The sequence below is a fragment of the Pluralibacter sp. genome (assembly GCF_019237635.1).
In the GTDB taxonomy this organism is placed as follows: Bacteria; Pseudomonadota; Gammaproteobacteria; order Enterobacterales; family Enterobacteriaceae; genus Enterobacter_B.
On the sequence record NZ_JAFAGS010000099.1, the window covers coordinates 1 to 16,237 of the forward strand.

14 protein-coding genes and 2 pseudogenes are annotated in these 16,237 nt (G+C 56.2%); 5 read left to right on the top strand and 11 right to left on the bottom strand.

Annotated elements, in window-relative coordinates; translation table 11 throughout:
- A pseudogene (locus JO226_RS11465) lies at positions 1-89 on the bottom strand (aquaporin); the annotation flags it as partial.
- A 402-nt stretch (positions 90-491) separates the two neighbouring features.
- On the opposite strand from JO226_RS11465, the gene JO226_RS11470 reads away from it, so the two are divergent.
- Positions 492-2,150, top strand: coding sequence for an ATP-dependent endonuclease (locus JO226_RS11470; protein ID WP_293581008.1), 1,659 nt, complete (start codon positions 492-494; stop codon positions 2,148-2,150).
- Here the strand turns inward: JO226_RS11470 and JO226_RS11475 are convergent.
- Entirely contained in the window at positions 2,147-3,112 is a 966-nt protein-coding gene (locus JO226_RS11475; protein WP_293581010.1) for a VirK/YbjX family protein, read from the bottom strand. The two genes, JO226_RS11470 and JO226_RS11475, sit on opposite strands and share 4 nt — an antisense overlap.
- Positions 3,113-3,267: 155 nt before the next feature.
- Here JO226_RS11475 and macA point away from each other — a divergent pair, with 155 nt between their 5' ends.
- Positions 3,268-4,383 (top strand): macrolide transporter subunit MacA, encoded by a 1,116-nt coding sequence (gene macA / locus JO226_RS11480; protein ID WP_293581012.1) that lies wholly within the window; start codon positions 3,268-3,270, stop codon positions 4,381-4,383.
- Positions 4,380-6,323 carry a macrolide ABC transporter ATP-binding protein/permease MacB gene (macB, locus tag JO226_RS11485; protein ID WP_293581014.1) on the top strand — a complete coding sequence of 648 codons (1,944 nt, stop codon included), beginning with the start codon at positions 4,380-4,382 and terminating at the stop codon, positions 6,321-6,323. Before macA ends, macB begins: the two co-directional genes overlap by 4 nt.
- A gap of 70 nt (positions 6,324-6,393) precedes the next feature.
- Here the strand turns inward: macB and cspD are convergent, their stop codons facing one another.
- Entirely contained in the window at positions 6,394-6,615 is a 222-nt protein-coding gene (cspD, locus tag JO226_RS11490) for a cold shock-like protein CspD (protein ID WP_013366887.1), read from the bottom strand.
- Between the two features lie 322 nt (positions 6,616-6,937).
- On the opposite strand from cspD, the gene clpS reads away from it, so the two are divergent.
- On the top strand, positions 6,938-7,258 hold the full coding sequence (gene clpS, locus JO226_RS11495) for an ATP-dependent Clp protease adapter ClpS (RefSeq protein WP_013366886.1): 321 nt from the start codon (positions 6,938-6,940) through the stop codon (positions 7,256-7,258).
- Between the two features lie 30 nt (positions 7,259-7,288).
- Positions 7,289-9,565 carry an ATP-dependent Clp protease ATP-binding subunit ClpA gene (gene clpA / locus JO226_RS11500; RefSeq protein WP_293581017.1) on the top strand — a complete coding sequence of 759 codons (2,277 nt, stop codon included), beginning with the start codon at positions 7,289-7,291 and terminating at the stop codon, positions 9,563-9,565.
- Positions 9,566-9,642: 77 nt separating this feature from the next.
- Here clpA and JO226_RS11505 read toward each other — a convergent pair whose 3' ends face one another.
- From JO226_RS11505 to cydD, 8 genes and pseudogenes are all read right to left on the bottom strand, one after another.
- Entirely contained in the window at positions 9,643-9,948 is a 306-nt protein-coding gene (locus JO226_RS11505; protein ID WP_293581019.1) for a helix-turn-helix transcriptional regulator, read from the bottom strand.
- On the bottom strand, positions 9,932-10,258 hold the full coding sequence (locus JO226_RS11510) for a type II toxin-antitoxin system RelE/ParE family toxin (protein WP_293581020.1): 327 nt from the start codon (positions 10,256-10,258) through the stop codon (positions 9,932-9,934). The genes JO226_RS11505 and JO226_RS11510 overlap by 17 nt, the downstream gene beginning before the upstream one ends.
- Positions 10,259-10,399: 141 nt before the next feature.
- Positions 10,400-11,185 (bottom strand): hypothetical protein, encoded by a 786-nt coding sequence (locus JO226_RS11515; RefSeq protein WP_293581022.1) that lies wholly within the window; start codon positions 11,183-11,185, stop codon positions 10,400-10,402.
- Positions 11,186-11,349: 164 nt separating this feature from the next.
- Positions 11,350-11,544 carry a translation initiation factor IF-1 gene (gene infA / locus JO226_RS11520; protein ID WP_001377321.1) on the bottom strand — a complete coding sequence of 65 codons (195 nt, stop codon included), beginning with the start codon at positions 11,542-11,544 and terminating at the stop codon, positions 11,350-11,352.
- Positions 11,496-11,643, bottom strand: a pseudogene (locus tag JO226_RS11525) (hypothetical protein); the annotation flags it as partial. The gene infA and the pseudogene JO226_RS11525, both read right to left, overlap by 49 nt.
- Before the next feature lie 209 nt (positions 11,644-11,852).
- Positions 11,853-12,557: a leucyl/phenylalanyl-tRNA--protein transferase gene (gene aat / locus JO226_RS11530; RefSeq protein WP_293581024.1), complete on the bottom strand. Its 705-nt coding sequence runs from the start codon at positions 12,555-12,557 to the stop codon at positions 11,853-11,855.
- A gap of 175 nt (positions 12,558-12,732) precedes the next feature.
- Positions 12,733-14,454, bottom strand: a complete 1,722-nt coding sequence (gene cydC, locus JO226_RS11535) for a cysteine/glutathione ABC transporter ATP-binding protein/permease CydC (protein ID WP_293581026.1) — start codon at positions 14,452-14,454, stop codon at positions 12,733-12,735.
- The gene (cydD, locus tag JO226_RS11540) at positions 14,455-16,221 is read right to left on the bottom strand and encodes a cysteine/glutathione ABC transporter permease/ATP-binding protein CydD (protein ID WP_293581028.1); all 1,767 of its coding nucleotides are present in this window, start codon (positions 16,219-16,221) and stop codon (positions 14,455-14,457) included. It abuts the gene before it with no gap.
- Positions 16,222-16,237 lie beyond the last annotated feature (16 nt).

Below are 16,237 nucleotides of genomic sequence, written 5' to 3' on the forward strand. Positions count from 1 at the left end.
GGAAACGCTGCCGCCAGGACGGCGCTACCGCAACCCCCAAATACCAGCCAGAATGTACCAAAGGATTCCGCTGCCAGTTTTCTGAACATAACCACCTCAAAAAATAACGGTGACGGTATTCCCGCACCGGATCTTATTTATCGCCACAAAGGGATGACGATACAATTAAAGTAACCGTTATTTTAAGAACGAAACGCATCCCTTTACCAGTTAATTTGCATAAATAAATTTATGTTAAGGATTTTGCCGTTATTCCTTGTACAGAATGGATGTGATATCAGTATAGAGTAATTTGGGATAATCAAAGATCCGTTCGAATTAATAACAATTAAGTCGATAAACTACTAGCAGACTTATTTTTATGCGCTGTCGTTCTGCCCGGAAATTTTTTGCAATAACATTACATTAATGCAGGTATCGTCCAGGATTTGACCCCGCTATACTCTATACTGCTGTTAACGAAAGGGAATATTTTGACGGGCGGAGGGCGTATGCTTCTCGAAAGAGTGGAAATAGTCGGGTTTCGCGGAATCAACCGGATGTCGTTAATGCTGGAGCAGAACAATGTCCTGATAGGGGAGAACGCCTGGGGTAAGTCCAGTCTGCTGGACGCGCTGACGCTGCTGCTGTCGCCGGAGCCCGATCTTTATCATTTTGTCCGCGAGGATTTCTGGTTCCCGCCAGGCGACCTCCAGGGCCGCGAACACCATCTGCATATCGTCCTTACCTTCCGCGAACTGGAGCCCGGACGCCACCGGGTGCGCCGCTATCGCCCGCTGGCAGACGGCTGGGTGCCTTGCGACGATGGCTTTCAGCGCATTTTCTACCGTCTTGAAGGCGAGCTTGCTGAAGATGGCAGTGTGATGACGCTGCGCAGCTTTATCAACAGCGAAGGGGAAGCGCTGGAGCTTGACGATATCGACAATCTCGCCCAGCACCTGGTGCGGCTGATGCCGGTCCTGCGTCTGCGCGACGCGCGCTTTATGCGGCGTATCCGCAACGGTACGGTGCCGCTCGTGCCGGACATCGAGATAACCGCGCGTCAGCTCGATTTTCTCTCGCGTGAGCTGGTCACCAGCCCGCAAAATTTAACCGATGGACAGATTCGCCAGGGGTTGTCGGCGATGGTGCAACTGCTGGAGCACTATTTCTCCGAACAGGGGAGCACCGAATCACGCCACCGTTTGATGCGCCGTCGTTCTCACGATGAGCAGCGCAGCTGGCGCTATCTCGATATCATCAACCGCATGATCGACAAGCCGGGCGGCCGCAGCCATCGGGTGATCCTCCTTGGGCTGTTCGCCACGTTACTACAGGCCAAAGGCACGATTCGGCTGGATAGAGACGCGAGGCCGCTGCTGCTGGTGGAAGATCCGGAAACCCGCCTGCACCCCATTATGCTGTCGGTAGCCTGGAATTTACTTAACCTGCTGCCGCTGCAGCGGGTGAGCACCACCAACTCCGGCGAGATCCTGTCGATGACGCCCGTGGAGCATGTCTGTCGTCTGGTGCGCGACTCGTCGCGCGTTTCCGCCTGGCGTCTGGGGCCGGGAGGACTCAGCGCGGAGGACGGGCGGCGTATTGCCTTCCATATTCGTTTTAACCGCGCCTCCTCGCTGTTTTCCCGCTGCTGGCTGCTGGTGGAGGGGGAGACCGAAACCTGGGTGATTAACGAATTTGCGCGCCAGTGCGGCCACCATTTCGATGCAGAAGGGATCAAGGTGATTGAGTTCGCTCAGTCAGGCCTCAAGCCGCTCATTAAGTTTGCCCGACGGATGGGGATTGAGTGGCATGTCCTGGTGGATGGCGATGAGGCAGGGAAAAAATATGCCGCCACGGTGCGTAGTCTGCTGAATAACGACCGGGAGCTTGAGCATCATCATTTGACCACGCTGCCCGCCATGGACATGGAGCATTTCTTGTACCGCCAGGGGTTTGATGATGTCTATCACCGGGTCGCGCAGCTACCGGACACTATTCCGATGAACATGCGGCGAGTGATCACCAAAGCGATTCACCGCTCATCGAAACCGGATCTGGCCATTGAGGTGGCGATGGAGGCAGGGCATCGCGGGGTGGATGCTGTGCCGACCCTGCTGAAGAAAATGTTTTCCCGCGTGCTGTGGCTTGCCCGCGGGAGAGCGGATTAGTACGGATGAGCGCAGAGCTGCTCGGTCTGCGCCTGCAGGCTGTCGAGCAGCTCGTAGCGACGGCGGTATTCCGAACGTTTCTTACTGGCAATCTCTTCCATTGGCTTGCGCGCCATCACCAGCGGCAGGAGAAAATCACCGTGACCGTCAATGTTGCCGCCCAGGGATTCCCAGAAGCTGTTGTAGTCGGCGTGTAGCTTATCCTGCTTCTTCTTGCGATAGCGGATGCTGCGATAGATGTGCGTTTCATTGCTGACGGCACGGATGGATTCCACGCCAAGCTGTTTGCCGACGATCATCGCCGTTTCAACCAGCAGGCGCTTTGGAAAAAGTCCGTTACAGGATTTCGTGGCGACCTGAATCAGCTCATGCGACACGTGTGCTTTCGCCCCCTGCATCCCGCCGATATACATCGTGTGCTTGCCGTCAAACTGGCACAGGGTAAAGGTCATTTCTGCGAGCACGGTATTTTCGCTGTCGCAGAAAATCAGCGTGGCTTCACCTTCTTTATCCCGCATCGCGTCGGTGAGCAGGCGAATTGCGAAGCTCTGCTCATCGCGGCCGGTCAGGGTGGCGAGCGTAATTCCCGCTTTGCTCAGAGAGCCGTTCAGCACCTGTGCTGGTAAACGCTGGCCCATGGTCTGGTAGTGCCAGTTCAGCGCATCGATTGTGCTCTGACGCTGCATGTTCATCGATAACCACGGGCGATGCAGGCGGCATGGCAGGCCCGGCTGCACTTTCAGCATCTGCATCAGACGCGGCTGCTTCGCCAGAGAGTCCAGCAGCTGTTTGGTCGAAAAGGGGGTCGCCAGAGAACGGAGCATGAATTTACGGCGGTAGGCCGGGTTCTGCCACGCGAGTCCTGGCGTTAACAGACCTTTTCTCAGCAGGTGAAACAAATCCCAACCTGATTTCGGTTGAGGCAGATCGGTATCGTGCGGAGCGTCAGCGATGAGAGACATTGGAAGCCTGGTATTTATTAATTAATTACCCGATATTCCAGCAGAACATTTCTCAATATTTATGCAACGGATGAATGATTTGGGAGTAAAAGAAGTGTTTTGTTGATGAAATGTTTAGATACAATCACCGCCGGACTCTATTATCTGGAATTTTTATGAACCTGAAGGGAAAAGGCAAAAAGCGTTACATCGCGATCGCCGTGCTGGTGGTTCTGGCGGGAGGCTGGGTGTGGCGTACATTGAACGCGCCATTACCGCAATATCAGACGATGATTGTTCGTAAAGGCGACCTGCAGCAAAACGTGCTGGCGACCGGCAAGCTTGATGCGCTGCGCAAGGTCGATGTCGGGGCGCAGGTCAGTGGACAGTTAAAAACCTTGCCGGTGAACATCGGCGATAAGGTCAAAAAAGATCAACTGCTGGGGGTCATTGACCCCGAACAGGCGCAAAACCAGATCAAGGAAGTCGAAGCGACGTTGATGGAGCTGCGTGCGCAGCGCCTGCAGGCCGTGGCCGAACGCAAGCTGGCGCAGGTGACGCTGGCGCGCAATCAGCAACTGGCGAAGACTCAGTTGATCTCGCGTCAGGATCTGGATACTTCGGCGACCGATCTGGCGGTAAAAGAGGCGCAGATCGGCACCATCGATGCGCAAATCAAGCGCAATCAGGCGACGCTGGACACCGCGAAAACTAACCTCGATTACACCCGTATTCTGGCGCCGATGGCGGGTGAAGTGACGCAAATCACCACGTTGCAAGGACAAACGGTGATTGCCGCGCAGCAGGCGCCGAACATCCTGACGCTGGCTGACCTTAGCACCATGCTGGTAAAAGCGCAGGTGTCAGAAGCCGACGTGATTCACCTGACGCCCGGGCAAAAGGCCTGGTTTACCGTGCTTGGCGACCCGCTGACCCGCTATGAGGGGCGCCTGAAAGACATTCTGCCGACGCCGGAAAAGGTCAATGACGCCATCTTCTATTATGCCCGCTTCGAAGTGCCGAATCCGCAGGGCGTGCTGCGTCTCGAAATGACGGCGCAGGTGCATATTCAGCTCTCTGGCATCAATAACGTATTGACCATTCCGCTGTCGGCGCTGGGCGATACCGTAGGCGATAACCGCTACAACGTACGGTTGCTGCGTAATGGCGAAGTGAAAGACAGAGAAGTGAGCATCGGGGCGCGTAACGATACGGATGTGGAAATCGTCAAGGGGCTGGAGGAGGGCGATGAAGTCATTACCGGTGAAAGCAGGCCCGGAGCGGCAAAATGACGACGCTGCTTGAGCTAAAGGATATTCGCCGCAGCTACCCTTCCGGGGACGGTAGCGTAGAGGTGCTCAAGGGCGTCACGCTTTCCGTGAATGCCGGGGAGATGGTGGCCATTGTCGGCGCGTCCGGCTCCGGGAAGTCGACGCTGATGAATATCCTTGGCTGTCTGGATAAGCCGACGTCCGGTACCTATCGTGTGGAAGGCGTCGATATCGCCACGCTGGACAGCGATGCGCTGGCGCGGCTGCGGCGCGATCATTTCGGTTTTATCTTTCAGCGCTATCACCTGTTGCCGCACCTGACGGCGGCGCAAAACGTCGAAGTGCCTGCCGTCTATGCGGGCAATGACCGTCAGCAGCGCCTGGCGCGGGCGCGCGACCTGCTCGGGCGACTCGGCCTTAACGAGCGCGTTGATTACCGCCCGTCGCAGCTTTCGGGCGGCCAGCAGCAGCGCGTCAGTATCGCCCGCGCGCTGATGAACGGCGGTCAGGTGATCCTCGCGGATGAACCTACCGGCGCGCTCGACAGCCATTCCGGCGAAGAGGTAATGGCGATTTTGCACCAGCTCAAGGAGCAGGGGCATACGGTCATCATTGTGACGCACGACCCGGAGGTGGCGGCGCAGGCGGAGCGGATCGTCGAGATCCGCGACGGTGAGATAATCAGTAATCCGCCAGCCAAACCTGCTGTCACGGCGCGCGTTGAGTCAGAAAAGGCGCTGTCTGCTTCCGGCTGGCGGCAGTTTAGCGGCGGGTTTCGGGAAGCGCTGACCATGGCGTGGCGGGCGCTGGCGGCAAACAAAATGCGCACGCTGCTCACTATGCTTGGCATTATCATCGGTATCGCCTCGGTGGTGTCGATTGTGATTGTTGGCGACGCGGCCAAACAGATGGTGCTGGCGGATATCCGGGCGATGGGCACCAACACCATCGATGTCTATCCGGGAAAAGATTTTGGCGATGACGATCCGCAGTACCAGCAGGCGCTGAAGTATGACGACCTGCTGGCCATTCAGCAGCAGCTGTGGGTCAGCTCTGCGACGCCTGCGGTCTCTAAAAACCTGCGCCTGCGGGTCAATAACACCGACGTGGCGGCAAGCGCCAACGGCGTCGGACCGCACTATTTTAACGTTTACGGCATGAGCTTCAGCGAAGGCAGCACGTTTAATGATGTGCAGCTGCGAGGACGAGCGCAGGTGGTGGTGCTTGATGGTAACACCCGGCGCCAGCTGTTCCCGCACAAGGTCAGCGTCGTGGGTGAAATCATTCTGGTCGGCAATATGCCCGCTACCGTCATCGGTGTGGCGGATGAAAAGCAGTCGATGTTCGGCAGCAGTAAAATTCTGCGCGTCTGGTTGCCTTACACCACCATGGCAGGACGGGTGATAGGGCAATCGTGGCTTAACTCGGTAACGGTGCGGGTCAAAGAGGGCTATGACAGCACCCTGGCGGAGCAGCAGCTCACCCGGCTGCTAAGCCTGCGGCATGGTAAGAAAGATTTCTTCACCTGGAATATGGACAGTATCCTGAAAACGGCGGAACGGACCACACACACCCTTCAGTTGTTCCTGACGCTGGTGGCGGTGATTTCGCTGGTGGTGGGCGGTATTGGGGTGATGAATATCATGCTGGTGTCGGTCACCGAACGCACGCGTGAGATTGGCATCCGCATGGCGGTGGGCGCGCGGGCGTCCGACGTGCTACAGCAGTTTTTGATAGAAGCCGTGCTGGTGTGCCTGGTGGGCGGGGCGTTAGGCGTCGGGCTGTCGTTGATGATAGCTTTCACCCTGCAACTGTTCCTGCCAGACTGGCAGATAGGCTTTTCTCCGCTGGCGTTGCTGATGGCGTTTGTCTGCTCGACGCTGACCGGCGTGCTGTTTGGCTGGCTACCGGCGCGTAACGCGGCGCGGCTCGATCCGGTGGATGCGCTGGCGCGTGAATAGTGATAAATAAAAATGCCAGTCATCAGGACTGGCATTTTGTCTGCAGGATGTACACAATGAAGCAGGAGCACTATGCTGCTGTTTCTGCTTCCACAGGGATAATTACGCTAGCGTGGTTGCCTTTTGGTCCCTGGTGAACATCAAACCGAACGGGCTGTCCGGCTTTTAACGTTCTGTAACCATCCATCTGGATGGTAGAATAGTGGGCGAAAATATCTTCGCCGCCGCCCTCAGGGCAGATGAAACCGAACCCTTTGGCATTGTTGAACCACTTAACAGTACCCATTTCCATACTTCGACATCCTTCGTAAATCTTTATAATCAGATGGAATGAACCGGTGGTGGAGCCGGATGGCTGTACAAAACCTCGCCAACTCTCGCCTGTACAATTTAGATAAATCAGGCATCGCGTCAAGCGGCAGATAGGGGAAAGCGATGGAAAATGCATCAAAATTTGAAGCAGTTAACGCTATTGCGCGGTTTGTGACAGGCGTCGCGGATAGGAACAATAGATGATAGTTATCTATGATCTACTGTAGATTCAAATTGTGTATAGACTCTGGTCAGCGACGGGGAAATCCCGCCTGAGTCGTAACTGAAGATGAACACTGACAATGAGCAAGACGCGTGATTGGCTGGATTTTGACCAGTTAACAAAAGACCAGGTTCGCGATGCGCTAAAACCGCCAGCGATGTATAAAGTGATATTAGTCAATGATGATTACACTCCAATGGAGTTTGTTATTGACGTGTTACAGAAATTCTTTTCTTATGATGTAGAACGTGCAACGCAACTGATGCTTACGGTTCACTATCAAGGGAAAGCCATCTGCGGCGTGTTTACCGCCGAAGTGGCTGAAACCAAAGTCGCCATGGTGAACCAGTATGCGAGGGAGAACGAGCATCCGTTGCTGTGTACGCTGGAACAGGCCTGAAGACAGGCATATAAATTGGGGGAGGTGCCTATGCTCAATCAAGAACTGGAACTCAGTTTAAACATGGCTTTCGCCAGAGCGCGCGAGCACCGTCATGAGTTTATGACCGTCGAGCACTTACTGCTGGCGCTGCTCAGCAACCCATCCGCCCGCGAAGCGCTGGAAGCCTGCTCCGTGGATCTGGTGGCCCTGCGTCAGGAACTCGAAGCCTTCATCGAACAAACCACACCCGTCCTGCCTGCCAGCGAAGAGGAGCGCGATACACAACCGACGCTCAGCTTCCAGCGCGTGTTGCAGCGTGCGGTATTTCACGTTCAGTCTTCTGGCCGTAGCGAAGTCACCGGGGCCAACGTTCTGGTCGCGATTTTCAGCGAACAGGAGTCCCAGGCGGCCTATCTGCTGCGCAAGCATGAAGTCAGCCGCCTTGATGTGGTGAACTTCATCTCTCACGGCACGCGTAAAGACGAGCCGAGCCAGTCTTCCGATTCCGGAAGCCAACCCAATAATGAAGAGCAAGCAGGCGGGGAGGATCGTATGGAAAACTTCACCACCAACCTTAACCAGCTTGCGCGTGTCGGCGGTATCGACCCGCTGATTGGCCGCGAGAAAGAGCTTGAGCGCGCCGTTCAGGTGCTGTGTCGTCGCCGTAAAAACAACCCGTTGCTGGTCGGTGAGTCCGGCGTCGGTAAAACCGCTATCGCCGAAGGGCTCGCCTGGCGCATCGTCCAGGGAGACGTGCCGGAAGTGATGGCCGATTGCACCATCTATGCGCTGGATATCGGTTCACTGCTGGCGGGCACCAAATATCGCGGTGATTTTGAAAAACGCTTTAAAGCGCTGCTCAAACAGTTGGAGCAGGATACCAGCAGTATCCTGTTTATCGACGAGATCCACACCATTATCGGTGCGGGCGCGGCGTCCGGCGGGCAGGTGGATGCGGCCAACCTGATCAAACCGCTGCTCTCCAGCGGTAAGATCCGCGTGATCGGTTCGACCACCTATCAGGAATTCAGCAACATTTTCGAAAAAGACCGCGCGCTGGCGCGTCGTTTCCAGAAAATCGACATTACTGAGCCGTCGGTAGAAGAGACCGTACAGATTATCAACGGTCTGAAGCCGAAGTATGAAGCGCACCACGACGTGCGTTATACCGCGAAGGCGGTGCGTGCGGCGGTGGAGCTGGCGGTGAAATACATCAACGATCGCCACTTGCCGGATAAAGCGATCGACGTTATCGACGAGGCGGGCGCCCGCGCGCGTCTGATGCCGATAAGCCGTCGCAAGAAAACTATCAACGTGGCGGATATTGAGTCCGTGGTGGCGCGTATCGCGCGCATTCCTGAGAAGAGCGTGTCGCAGAGCGACCGCGATACCCTGAAAAATCTCGGCGATCGCCTGAAAATGCTGGTCTTTGGTCAGGATAAAGCCATTGAGGCCTTAACCGAAGCCATCAAGATGAGCCGCGCGGGTCTCGGTCAGGATCACAAACCTGTCGGGTCATTCCTGTTTGCCGGGCCGACCGGGGTCGGGAAAACCGAGGTAACGGTGCAGCTGTCGAAAGCGCTGGGTATTGAATTACTGCGCTTCGATATGTCTGAATATATGGAACGCCATACGGTAAGCCGCCTGATTGGCGCGCCTCCGGGTTATGTCGGTTTCGATCAGGGCGGTCTGCTCACTGATGCGGTGATCAAACATCCACACGCGGTGCTGCTGCTTGATGAAATCGAAAAAGCGCATCCGGATGTCTTCAACCTGCTGCTGCAGGTGATGGACAACGGTACGCTTACTGACAATAACGGGCGCAAAGCGGATTTCCGTAACGTCGTGCTGGTGATGACCACCAACGCCGGGGTGCGGGAAACCGAGCGTAAGTCCATCGGCCTTATCCAGCAGGATAACAGCACTGATGCGATGGAAGAGATCAAGAAGATCTTTACGCCGGAGTTTCGTAACCGTCTGGACAACATCATCTGGTTCGATCACCTCTCTACCGATGTGATCCACCAGGTGGTCGACAAGTTTATCGTCGAGTTGCAGGTCCAACTGGATCAAAAAGGCGTGTCGCTGGAAGTGAGTCAGGAAGCTCGCGACTGGCTGGCGGAGAAAGGCTACGACCGCTCGATGGGCGCACGTCCGATGGCGCGCGTTATTCAGGACAACCTGAAAAAACCGCTGGCAAACGAGCTGCTGTTCGGCTCGCTGGTCGATGGTGGTCAGGTAACTGTGGCTCTTGATACCGGGAAAAACGAGCTCACCTATGACTTCCAGGCGGCGCAGAAGCACAAGCCAGAAGCCGCGCATTAAGATATTTTAGCTGTTTAAAGGCACAACGGAGCCGGGCGAAAGCCCGGCTTTTTTATGCTCTTCTCTGAAGTCGTCATCTACGGGTTATCGGGGGTATGAACGGTAATCGCAATTTTGACACCGCAGGCGGACGCATAGCGTTTGAGTGTGGTCCATGTCGCACGATCGATGTTGCGTTCCAGACGGCTAATTGCTGGTGCACTGACTCCCATACGAGCGGCAACTTCTGCGCGAGTGAGCCCGGCGTTTTCTCGCCATTCTGTGAGTTGTTCCAGAAGGGCAAATTCCTCCCCGGCTTCCTCATAGGCCCGGATAGATTCAGGCGTGTTGAGTGTGCGGACTTCGACTTCTTCGTGGGTGTACAGCTTAATTTTCTTCGGCATTTATCATCTCCTCGAAGCGTTGCAATGCCATATCGATTTCGCGCGCGGGCGTTTTTTCGGTTTTCTTGATAAAACAGCGCAAAACGTAAATGCGCTGATGACGATGGAAAATAAACAGGGTACGGGAAATGTTTGTCCCTGGTGCTCGGAGTTCAAACAGTCCTTGCCTGAGCGGGCGTGAATGGGGAAAACGCAAATTATTCCCTTGTTCAGACAATGTGCGAAGCAGCCGCATCGTTTTCCCCCGCAGAGCCTCAGGAAGTGCAATGATTTCGTCAGCGGCCTCGGGATGGTAGATCATCGTAAACATACTCATTCCCTGAAGTTGGATGTTAACTTTTAAGTTAACTTAACTCAAGGGTTAAGTTTTCCATTTCAGAGAATAAGTGTCACGTCGTTTCCGGACAAAAAACCGCTTAAAGCGGCGTTTTGCGTGATGGTTTCCAGATTTTCATTGTGGGTCCACGCCAGGAAGCCCTCCCGGCGGCAGTGATTCCGCCAGCGCCAGTAGGTTCTGCGGCTGGATGCGAATAATACCGCCGCGCGGGCTGTCAATATCGGCAATAAGCGCAAAGGCGACGGAAAAGACAATGGGCAACAGCCATGGAAACGTCGATTTTTTCAGCGCGTTGTTGCGAAAGCCAATCATCACAATGCAGAACATCGCCAGGATAAACAGCAGCGCCCATGCGGAGCGCGGTATTCGGTTCCACCAGGCCGCCTGGGTATATCCGGCGGTGTTGAACACGTCGTTCATCCCGACGGTGACAATCTGCATGATGGGGGTCTGATGCGTTCTGGACTCCGTGCTGATAATTTTCCAGAGCTTTTCTTCAAGGGCATTCGTGTCACGGTTTATTTTGTCGACATCATCAAGATGTCCTGCCTGGTAGAAAAGAATGCGCTGATCGAGGTAATTTCGTAGCAGTCGTTTTGCCAGTACGGATTCTTCTCCGGGGAGTAAATCCATACGTAACCACTCCGTGCCAATCGCATTTGCCTCTTCCTCTTCATAGTTTTTGCGCATGTCATAACGACTGACGGCCATAGAAAAGGTAAAACCGATAATCAACCCGAGAATACTCAGTACGGCGCCGAGCAGCAGCGAGTAATTATCGCCATCGGGTTCTTTATTGCGATAACGACGATACAACAGTCGGGCAATCAAACCGGATACCCAAAACAGGAGCAGACAAACCACAAAGATGAGTACTGGGTAATCGGAAAGACGCAGCATAATATTCCCGTTTTACAGAGAGATGGGGGGTATCTGTAATAACAGTCGGTGAACGGAAAGTTAGCAAGGCGGGAGTATAAAAAAACTGCTCTGACGTGATGCAGAGCAGTTAACACCAAGTGATTCCCGGCAATGCAGCGCCAGGAATCTATTATCTGCGGAGATTAGCGACTACGGAAGACAATGCGGCCTTTGCTCAGGTCGTACGGGGTCAGTTCAACAGTCACTTTGTCGCCCGTCAGAATGCGGATGTAGTTTTTACGCATTTTTCCGGAGATATGCGCAGTGACCACGTGACCGTTTTCCAGTTCTACGCGGAACATAGTGTTAGGCAACGTTTCAAGAACGGTGCCCTGCATTTCAATATTGTCTTCTTTGGCCATCTAGTCCTCTGGGGTATCACTACCATAGTTTTGAACCGGCAAGATAATGCCGAAGTTCATCAAGTAAGTAAAGATTTACCCGTTTTCTTTCGCTCGTCCTTTTGATGCAGGCGAAATTCACAGGTTAAGGGAAGGCCGTTTTTGCGCATTACCCGAGGTTCACGCGAAAACACCGTATGACGCACCAAACGTATAGGGGAATTCCTGAAACGGCGGCAGGGCAACAGGCAGAAACGACTTCCGGCACAATTATATCATCCTGATGACCATTGTGCCGAAAACATTTATCGTTCAGGCGCAAACAGCGTACGGGGTACCCAGAAATGCAGGGGGAGGCGTTCGGTGCGTAGCTCATCAAGTGCGTCGAGATAATGTCGACGCGGCATTTCCACGGCTCCCAGTGAGGCGGTGTGGTCGTTTAACACCTGGCAGTCGATGAGTTTGCCGCCCTGGCGCATAAATTCGTCGCAGAACACCAGCAGCGCGGTTTTAGAGGCGTTTACCGCCCGGCTGAACATCGATTCTCCGCAGAACAGGGTACCTTGCGCGACGCCGTACATGCCGCCGACAAGCTCAGTATCGCGCCAGACTTCAATCGAGTGCGCATGCCCCAGTTCGTGGAGACGATGATAGGCCAGCACAATGCTGTCGGTGATCCAGGTGCCTTCATCGCGATTGCCCGCGCAGCCTTCAATCACTTTTCCGAACGCGTGATTCAACGTGACACGGTAGGGCGAGGTTTTGTGAAACCGCATCATGCTGCGGCTAACGTGAAACGCATCCGGCCACAACACGGCGCGGGGATCGGGCGACCACCAGAGGATTGGGTCGCCGGGCGAGAACCACGGAAAAATACCGCGCTGATAGGCCATCAGCAACCGCGCGGGGCTGAGATCGCCGCCGAGAGCCAGCAGGCCATTGGGCTCGCGCAGGGCGCCCTCCGGCGATGGGAAGGCGATGGAGTGACGGGACAACTGGACCAGACGCATATACGACAACTCCTGCACGCCTATTAACGCTTCAATTCAAATATACACGTCATCCTTCAAGCTGCTTCTGCGTTGGCTACGCTCGCTCACCCCAGTCACAGAGTTATCTATGCGACTGGGGATTCTCGGGCTTGCTGCCTTGATGCAACTTGAATGATTTTGTGTATTGTAGCCTCTACAGACGCTGTCTGAACTGGTAATAACGCCCCTGTTTCTCCAGCAATTCAGCGTGATTACCATGCTCAATTATTTGTCCGTTGTCCATCACAATTATCTGATTAAAACGCGCCAGCCCGCGCAGGCGATGGGTGACCATTAGCAGCGTTTTATCGCGCATAACGTCAGCCATTAAATCAAGGATTTGCCGTTCGGTTGAGGCATCCAGCCCTTCGGTTGGCTCGTCGAGCAGCATCAGCGGCGCATCGTGCAGCAAAGCGCGGGCGATTGCCAGTCGGCGGAGCTCGCCGCCGGAGAGCTGGCGGCCGCCTTCTCCCAGCCAGCTGTTGAGCCCGGCGTCCTCCAGCAGCTTCTCAAGGCCGGTACGCATCAGCACGTTGGTCAACGCTTCATCGCTGGCGTCAGGCGATGCCAGCTGCAGGTTGTCGCGAAGCGTAGCGCTGAAAAGATGTACGCGCTGGGGCACCACGCTCATGGCGCGACGCAACGTGGGTTCATCAAGGGAGGAGAGTGGGCTCTCGTTGAGCAACAGTTCGCCCTGCTGCGGGTCCCAGGCGCGGGTCAGCAGCTGCAGCAGCGTGGACTTCCCGCAGCCGGTGCGGCCGAGAATGGCGACGTGCTCACCTGCGGCAACCTGCAGGTTAATCGCGTTCAGCGCCGGTTGCGCCTGCGGCGAGTACGCAAAGGTTACATCGCGCAGCGTCAGGCTGACGTGGGTCGGCGTAACGGATGTGGTCTGCGGAAACTGCACTTCCGGCTGCTGTGCGGTAATTTGGGTAATGCGCAGCGCTGAGGCCATAACCTGACCGAGATGCTGAAACGCGCCGGTGACCGGCGCCAGCGCTTCAAAGGCGGCGAGAGCGCAAAAGACGAACAGGGCGATCAGGGCGCCAGGGCGTGTGTTGTCGCCAACGCCGCCTGCGGCCATCCACAGCATCGCGATGATGGCGATACCGCCAATCAGCATCATCAGCGCCTGGGAGAGCGCGGTAAGCTCAGACTGGCGGCGCTGGGCTTCATGCCAGCTCAGCTCCGTCTGTTCCATCTGTTCGCGATAGCGGGTGGCGGCACCGAAAATCGACAGTTCGGCCTGACCGTGCAGCCACGCTGTCAACTGCTGACGATAGTGCCCGCGCAGCTGCGTCAGGCTTTCGCCGGTCGGTTTCCCGGCGCGATAAAACAGCGGCGGCAGCACAAACAGCGTCAGCAGCATGATGCCGCCAAGGGTCAGCGCCAGCGTGACGTCCAGGAAGCTCAGGCCGAAGGTCACTACCAGGATCACCACCAGCGCGCCGATAAGCGGAGAAATGACGCGCAGGTAGAGGTGATCAAGGGTATCAACATCCGCCACGACGCGGTTCAGCAGCTCGCCCTGACGAAAACGCGCCAGACCGGCGGGGGAGAGGGGCAGCAGCTTGCTGAAAGTGAAGACGCGCAGATGCTGGAGCACGCGGAAAGTGGCGTCATGGCTGACCAGGCGTTCGAAATAGCGTCCGGCGGTACGGATGATGGCGGCGCCGCGAACGCCGGCTGCTGGCAGCATGTAGTTAAAGCTGTAGGCGCCGGCAAAACCGACCACGGCCGACGCGGACAAAAACCAACCAGAGAGCGTCAGCAATCCGATGCTGGCGAGCAGGGTCACGATCGCCAGCACGACGCCGAGCGACAATAGCCATTTGTGGCGTTTATAGAGCGCCAGATAGGGGGCTAATACGCGCATTTAAATCTCCTCCTGACGATGCGCCAGCAGGCGGGAAAAATGTCCCTGCGCTGCGGCCAACTGCTCATATGGCCCTTGTTCAACAATCTGTCCGTCGTGCATGACCCAAATCGCATCCCATGTCTGAAGATCTTCCAGTTGATGAGTCACCATCAGGGTGGTTTGCCGGGCTGAGGCCTCGGTCAACGCCTGCATGACCCGCTGCTCGCTGTGCGCGTCGAGGCTGGCGGCTGGCTCATCCAGCAGCAGCAGGCGACAGGGCGTCAGCAGCGCGCGGGCCACCGCGACGCGCTGAGCCTGACCGACCGACAGGCGGCTCGCCTGATCGCCAATCACGGTATCAATGCCTTGCGGTAGCTGGTCAACGAATTCGCTGACCCAGGCTCTGTCCAGCGCGCGTTGCAGCTGTACATCATCGGCGTCGGGAGCGGCGATCAGCACGTTTTCCCGTAGCGTAGCGGCTGGGAGTTGAGGGTTTTGTCCCACCCAGCTCAGCAGGCGACGCCAGCTTTCCGGGGTCAGGTCGCGCAATTCAACGCCGTTAACGAGAAGCGAGCCGTCATAAGGCAGGAAGCCAGCCAGCGCGTTCAGCAGCGAGCTTTTGCCCGAGCCGCTTTGCCCAACCAGCACCGCGCGCTGGCCAGCCTCAAGGGTGAACGTCAGCGGGCCTGCCAGCGTATGTCCTTCCGGCGATTTCACGATAAGCGTATTCGCCTCCAGGGTGACCATGGCATTTTCGTCGGCCATGATGTCACCCTGATGTGGTTGCGCCAGCGGCGCTTCCATAAAAGTCTTCAGACTGTCGGCCGCGCCAACGGCCTGGGCTTTGGCGTGATAGAAGGTGCCAAGGTCGCGCAGCGGCTGGAAAAACTCCGGGGCCAGAATCAGCGCCAGAAAGCCCGACAGCAGCGTCACGCTGGTGCCGTAATGACCAAAATTCAGCTCACCGAGGTAGGAGAAGCCAAAATAGACCGCTACCAGGGCGATAGACAACGAGGTAAAGAATTCGAGCACGCCGGAGGAGAGAAATGCGAGGCGCAGAACTTCCATTGTGCGCTGGCGGAAATCCTCCGAAGCCTGGCGGATGTTCTCTGTTTCCGCAGTTCCCCTATCGAAGATACGCAGCGTCTCCATGCCACGCAGGCGGTCAAGGAAGTGGCCGCTTAAGCGCGCCAGCGCCTGGAAGTTACGGCGGTTGGCGTCAGCCGCGCCCATGCCAACCAGCGCCATAAAAATCGGTATTAGCGGCGCGGTGCCTAATAAGATCAGAGCAGCCGCCCAGTTGGAGGGAAAAATCGCCAGCACGATAAGCAACGGCACGCACGCCGCCAGCGCCATCTGTGGCAGATAGCGGGCATAGTAGTCATGCATGTCGTCAATTTGTTCCAGAATGAGCGTCGCCCAACTTCCCGCCGGTTTCCCCTGAATCCAGGCGGGCCCGGCCTGTTGCAGACGATCCAGTACCTGGCGGCGGATTTCAAAGCGGATGTGCTGTCCGGCATGGAAACCGACACGTTCACGCAGCCAGACCACCCAGGCGCGCAAAACAAACACCAGCACCAGCAGGATAAATGGCATCAGTAGCGCTTCGCGCGGAATATTCTCCATGATCATATGGTGAAGAAGGCGAGCCATCATCCAGGCCTGCGCGACAATCAGCAGGCCGCTCACGACGCCGAGTCCGCGGGAGATTGCCAGCCAGCGGCGGGAAATAACGCTTTGCTGTTTTAACCAGCGGGTAAGCTCTTGTTGACGGGTTTTATTCATTGCGTGCTTATGCAGG

Excerpts from the sequence above, each read along its gene's own strand:
- JO226_RS11475 (WP_293581010.1), bottom strand. The coding sequence starts at position 3,112 with ATGTCTCTCATCGCTGACGCTCCGCACGATACCGATCTGCCTCAACCG.
- clpS (WP_013366886.1), top strand. The coding sequence starts at position 6,938 with ATGAGCAAGACGCGTGATTGGCTGGATTTTGACCAGTTAACAAAAGAC.
- JO226_RS11505 (WP_293581019.1), bottom strand. The coding sequence starts at position 9,948 with ATGCCGAAGAAAATTAAGCTGTACACCCACGAAGAAGTCGAAGTCCGC.
- cspD (WP_013366887.1), bottom strand. The coding sequence starts at position 6,615 with ATGGAAATGGGTACTGTTAAGTGGTTCAACAATGCCAAAGGGTTCGGT.
- aat (WP_293581024.1), bottom strand. The coding sequence starts at position 12,557 with ATGCGTCTGGTCCAGTTGTCCCGTCACTCCATCGCCTTCCCATCGCCG.
- cydD (WP_293581028.1), bottom strand. The coding sequence starts at position 16,221 with ATGAATAAAACCCGTCAACAAGAGCTTACCCGCTGGTTAAAACAGCAA.
- cydC (WP_293581026.1), bottom strand. The coding sequence starts at position 14,454 with ATGCGCGTATTAGCCCCCTATCTGGCGCTCTATAAACGCCACAAATGG.
- JO226_RS11515 (WP_293581022.1), bottom strand. The coding sequence starts at position 11,185 with ATGCTGCGTCTTTCCGATTACCCAGTACTCATCTTTGTGGTTTGTCTG.
- infA (WP_001377321.1), bottom strand. The coding sequence starts at position 11,544 with ATGCAGGGCACCGTTCTTGAAACGTTGCCTAACACTATGTTCCGCGTA.
- clpA (WP_293581017.1), top strand. The coding sequence starts at position 7,289 with ATGCTCAATCAAGAACTGGAACTCAGTTTAAACATGGCTTTCGCCAGA.
- macA (WP_293581012.1), top strand. The coding sequence starts at position 3,268 with ATGAACCTGAAGGGAAAAGGCAAAAAGCGTTACATCGCGATCGCCGTG.
- JO226_RS11510 (WP_293581020.1), bottom strand. The coding sequence starts at position 10,258 with ATGTTTACGATGATCTACCATCCCGAGGCCGCTGACGAAATCATTGCA.
- JO226_RS11470 (WP_293581008.1), top strand. The coding sequence starts at position 492 with ATGCTTCTCGAAAGAGTGGAAATAGTCGGGTTTCGCGGAATCAACCGG.
- macB (WP_293581014.1), top strand. The coding sequence starts at position 4,380 with ATGACGACGCTGCTTGAGCTAAAGGATATTCGCCGCAGCTACCCTTCC.